This window comes from Planktothrix sp. FACHB-1355 (assembly GCF_014748295.1).
GTDB classification, from domain to species: Bacteria; Cyanobacteriota; Cyanobacteriia; order Cyanobacteriales; family Aerosakkonemataceae; genus Aerosakkonema; species Aerosakkonema funiforme_A.
This window is the reverse complement of record NZ_JACJUP010000429.1, coordinates 1-5,104: the sequence shown is the minus strand read 5'-3', so window position 1 is coordinate 5,104 and position 5,104 is coordinate 1. Positions and strand designations below refer to the sequence as shown.

The 5,104-nt window shown below is 43.4% G+C and carries 5 protein-coding genes; 2 read left to right on the top strand and 3 right to left on the bottom strand.

What is annotated here, in order from left to right; all coding sequences use genetic code 11:
• Nucleotides 1–66 precede the first annotated feature (66 nt).
• The 3 genes from H6S82_RS17615 to H6S82_RS17605 all read right to left on the bottom strand — a co-directional run bounded on the left by H6S82_RS17615 (nt 67) and on the right by H6S82_RS17605 (nt 3,485).
• Complete coding sequence (locus tag H6S82_RS17615; RefSeq protein ID WP_322111968.1) at nt 67–693, bottom strand: hypothetical protein; 627 nt, start codon at nt 691–693, stop codon at nt 67–69.
• A 36-nt stretch (nt 694–729) separates the two neighbouring features.
• Nucleotides 730–2,583, bottom strand: coding sequence for a hypothetical protein (locus H6S82_RS17610; RefSeq protein WP_190470165.1), 1,854 nt, complete (start codon nt 2,581–2,583; stop codon nt 730–732).
• An 89-nt stretch (nt 2,584–2,672) separates the two neighbouring features.
• Nucleotides 2,673–3,485, bottom strand: coding sequence for a protein phosphatase 2C domain-containing protein (locus tag H6S82_RS17605; protein WP_190470162.1), 813 nt, complete (start codon nt 3,483–3,485; stop codon nt 2,673–2,675).
• Nucleotides 3,486–3,556: 71 nt separating this feature from the next.
• Here H6S82_RS17605 and H6S82_RS17600 point away from each other — a divergent pair, with 71 nt between their 5' ends.
• Nucleotides 3,557–4,252, top strand: a complete 696-nt coding sequence (locus H6S82_RS17600; RefSeq protein WP_190470159.1) for an NUDIX domain-containing protein — start codon at nt 3,557–3,559, stop codon at nt 4,250–4,252.
• Nucleotides 4,253–4,301: 49 nt separating this feature from the next.
• Complete coding sequence (locus H6S82_RS17595) at nt 4,302–4,934, top strand: Uma2 family endonuclease (protein ID WP_190470157.1); 633 nt, start codon at nt 4,302–4,304, stop codon at nt 4,932–4,934.
• Nucleotides 4,935–5,104 lie beyond the last annotated feature (170 nt).

The window sequence follows — 5,104 nt, the reverse complement described above, 5'->3', positions numbered from 1 at the left end:
TTTTTACAATACATTTGTACTATCCGTGGGTAGCGATCGCACTCCTGCAAGTGCCTTAACAAAAGTTCATACAGTGTCGATTACTTTTGTCCGACTACTTAAGGCGTGACCTATTCCCCCCAACATGGCATGATAAGGCCAAATAATCAAGGGATATTTGCCGCCGTCGCTGAGTTTATCGACGTAATGGGAGGCGTGGCGCATCAATCCCAGGTAATTGCCACCCGCTACGCTGTGTGCGATCGCAGGATTCACTTTCCAAACACCTTTTTGCACATCATCTAAAGAGATAATCGTCATCGGCGCTGGGTGTTCGCCTGCATCGTTCACCCAAAACAGCGAATGGAAAATTTGCATCGCTGTGTGGGTGTCCATTGTCGGGTAAATCGCCGTAATTAAACCCAAGTTGCGATAGATAAATTCGCACAAACGCACGTTATCGTCAACCGCACCCGTACCGGAACGACCCCCAACAAATAATTCAAATTTGGGAATGCAAAAGGTATTTTGGGCATCGATTACCATCAGACAAATGCGAGTTTTATCTTTAGCTGCGGGTGGAATGTTGTGCTTTTTCGCCCAAGCTTGAGCATCGTGCGATCGCTCTTCGTACAAAACGCGCCAGACTTCTCCAACTTTTTTGGCATCGAAGTGGGGAGGAATCGGTAATTGTTTGGTTGTTTGCGTACTCATAGTAATTCAGGATTCTAGATATCGGAAAAAGAAACTTCAGGTAATCTTCAGCATGAAAATTTGCTGTGCTTTCACAACATACAGTCCTTGCTGACTGGCAAATAGTTGACTATTAGCATCAACGAAAGGTTCTGTATCTGGGAATTCTTTAGTTTGGACAATTTGACCGTTTTGCGGTGCAACGCGGACAATACCATCATCCGTAGCTGCTAGTAAAAAGTTGCCAGCCGCAAATTTTCCGTGCAATGTAGAAAGCCAGGAATTATCTCCAGCTTTAGCCATAGCAGATGCTTCAATCGAACCATCCGGACGAATAATGTAAACATAATTGATAGTTTGACCTTGTTCTTGAGTGGAAATAAAGAACCAGCAACGGTCAGCAGTAAAAGTGCAATTAGCATCTATTAACTGTCCGGTAAATGAAGGAATTTTGACCGTATCGTTGATGCCGCGTTTGTTGGCATCGAAGACAAAAGCAACATTCAAATTACCCGCACGGTAGAAGCCAAAACCGAAGTTAGAACCAACCCAAAAGTGAGTTTGTTCGGCTAAGACATCGCCAATATATTCCGAACTTAACTGACCATCTCGCAATAATTGACCGCCGTATGTCCAGTAACGGTTAGTTTCATTTACATCAAAGGTTTCTACAGCTAAACGAGTGGGAGATTTACCTGGTGTTAGGGTGATGACTTGTCCTTGTTTGCCGATTAAAGTGGATTTACCTTGAATACGAAATTGCAAGTGCGGGTCTAAGTCACCGCTGAGAACAACTGTACCGTCTTCGCGTTTAAATTCGCCTTTTTCATAGTATAACCAACATAATTTATCTCCTGACAATGCGGTAAATAAAATAATCCCTTCTGTACTGAAAATTCGGGTAGCTGTGACTGTACCTCGAACGACGATCGGTTTGGGAAGCGAAGGTGCTGGGATTGTTTGGCTACAGTTGGGACAGGTATTTCTGGCGTGTTCTGTGCCGCAGTTAATGCAGGTTGTCCATTGCAGGTTGTCGAGGAGCGATCGCGCAAATTCACCTCTCTTATCTTGTTCAAATACTTGATAAAAATAATGCAGTAAATCATCTGGCAGAACTTTGTAAGGTATGGCTGGTTTGGGATACTTAACTTCTGGATTAAATATGCTAATTCCCTGTAGCGATCGCGCTTCGTGAGGAATCCGTTTAGACGGGTCTTTTGGTCGGTAAACGCCGCCGTAAGGGTCAACAAATAGGAGGGACTGCATTAGCATGACGCTGAAAGCATACCAATCCGAATCGTTTGCATAATTTTCAACTAGGTCGGGTTTTAAAGATTGGCGATCGCACAACAGCGGATCGACAAACCGAGTCGTAAATACCCGACAGGGAAACGAGACAAACTGGAAAGAATCAGCATCAATTAAATAAGCTTCTTTCTGCTTAATTAAAACATTCAAATCGTTGAAATCGCCAATTACTACTCCTGCTAGATGAATACCTGCAACAGTTGTATGTAAATCTCGGAATATTTCGACAACAATTTGGTTGGCAATTCCCGATTGACGGAAGGTGCGATCGCTATATTTTAATAAAACTTCCGCACCAGCAACCATTTCCATTGTGTATCCCAAAATTTTCATTCCCAGCGCATCAGTTACCAACTCTTGCGGACAAATAACTCGCTTCGGTAAGTTGTTAGGAAACAGACGCAACTTAAACTGATGTTCGTCTAAGCGTTCTTGTGCTGTGCGTTGTTGCTGGGAATTATTCTGATAATCGGGATGATTCGCTTGCTTAAATAGCTTCAGTGCTTTACCGTTGCCAATATTGTACACATCTGCTTCGCCGCCTTTGCCGATCGCTTTGTTAGGCTTGAGACGGATTTTTTTGTTGTTGATGTAGACATCCATTTGCAGAAAGGTATGGCTAGGGGCTAGTGACTAGGGGCTAGGGACTAGGGGAAAAAGAAGGTAGAATCAAGGATTTCGCAGATAGGTTATTAGTCATTACTAACAACTTGTTTTCGTCGCATCACGAGTAAGGTTGTGTCATCTGGTAATAAGCCTCCTTGTTTAACTAGGCTGCGTTCTGACCAGTTGGGGTAAGTTACTTCGCGATTAATTAGGGATAACCTGCGTCGGATATTGTCAGAATTGCTAAAATAGCGATCTTCTCTCCAAAATTGACTAATTTCTCCCACTCTTTCTGACTTTCCTGGCAAGTCGATCGATGCAGATTTAATCAGATCCGAAACTCCATCTGTACCGATTAAAATCGATTCCACTTCGCTCATAGGTAGAGTGCGATGTACTTGAAATTGCCAACTTTGATTTACCTCATCTAAAATACCGTATCCTAGATAAGGTGGTGCATTGTTGGCAAATGGCCCCAACTGCACTACTTCACCGTTAATCGCAAATATTCCATCTCCTATGGCAAAGATAAACGCTCCTTCTGGTACGATTAATGTTCCGACAACTGTAAACAGAAAATAATCATTTACGATGTCAGCTAAATTATCGCCAAATCCTTGGGCGAGATTTTTCAATTGCATCAGCACTTTAGAGTGGATATCTTGCCAAAATCCTTCGCGATATGGCAAAGAACGGCTTATGGTTTCTACCAGCAACCTCGCCCCAATTTTTGCTCCCACTTCGCTGTGCTGACCGCTACCGCACCCATCGCAAACAACAGCAATTAAGTTCGTACCTTGTGAATTGATACTGTAATATCCATCTTGGTTGTTTTTGCCAAGCCGCTGATGTTCTGTACCTTTTACAGAACCAGCCGCTAATTCAAATTGCTCTTGCATGGCTGTTAGTGTTACCTATACACTAAGTTAGTGTACAAAAAACACGATGTCAACCCCCTTTACAAATCGAAATGTCTTATAGCTACGAATTCCCCAGACCCGCGCTGACCGTGGATTGCGCGATTTTTGGTTTAGACAAAGAGTCGATGCAGCTTCAGTTGATGCTGATTCAGAGGAACCTTCCCCCTTTTCTGGGTATGTGGGCCCTACCGGGGGGGTTTGTCCGCATGGATGAATCGTTGGAAGAAGCCGCGAGGCGGGAATTACGGGAGGAAACGGGCATAGATTCGGTATATTTGGAGCAATTGTACACATTTGGGGATGTGGGGCGAGATCCGCGCGATCGCATCGTCACCGTCGCCTACTACGCGCTGGTAAACTCGTGCGAACACTCCCTCAACGCCACCACAGATGCTAGCGAAGCCGCTTGGTTTCCCGTCACTCAATTACCGCCATTAGCCTTTGACCATTCGCGCATTTTCGAGGTAGCTTTAACTCGATTGAAAGGCAAAGTTCGCTATCAACCAATTGGATTTGAATTGTTGCCCAAAAAATTTACCCTTACTCAGTTGCAAAGACTCTATGAAATTATCTTAGGAACCGATCTAGATAAACGCAATTTTCGCAAAAAAATCCTCAATATGAATTTGTTAGTCCAACTCGATGAAACTCAGAAAGATGTGTCTCATCGAGCCGCCAGACTCTATCAATTTGACGAACAAAAATATCTGCAACTCAAACAAATGGGATTCAACTTTGAAATTTAAAATTGTAGTTTTGTTAGAATGATCTGAGATTACTATACGAAAGGTGGGTATGTTTGCCGTTGTATCACCCGAAAAACTTCACCTCTCAGCCGGAACGGTAGTGCGATCGATCGCCACTTGGCAAGAATATCAAGCACTATGTCAGCAGCGGGGGGATGGCTCCATTCCTCGTATCAAATATCGTTCTGGAGAAGTCTTATTAATGTCACCATTGCCCAGACATGGACGAGATGCTCACTTGATTGCAAATGTCATCACAACGCTACTGGATTGTGCAGAACAGGAATACGATGCTTTTACACCCGTAACTATGCAACTCCCAGAGGAAAGTGGCATCGAACCAGATTATTCCTTTTATATTGACAATTGGCAAGCAGTTTCAGGCAAGGAGCGAATTGACTGGGCGAACGATCCGCCACCCGATTTGGTCTTGGAAATTGATGTGACCAGTTATTCCGATGTGAATGATTATCTGCCATATCGAGTGCCTGAAGTTTGGTTGTTTCGCAACAAAAAGCTATTAGTTTATCAGTTACAGGGTGATGAATATATCGAGCTAGATAAAAGCCGATATTTTCCCAACATTAACATTCAGGATATTATTACTCAATGTCTTCAAGTTGCCTACGAACGGAATACAAGTGCAGCGATTCGGGATTTGAAGCAGCAGTTGAGCAACTAGAGAGCGGCGGATGTAGGAAAAACAAGAAAATTTAATCAGTTCCGTAGGTTGGGTTTCCTAATGTCAACCCAACACCCATCTCAACAAAATTTTGGTTTCGATATCTCTTCACCCAACCTACAATACCTAAGAAACTTGTCTTAATCGCCTCAATCGCTGCTCTCGAATAT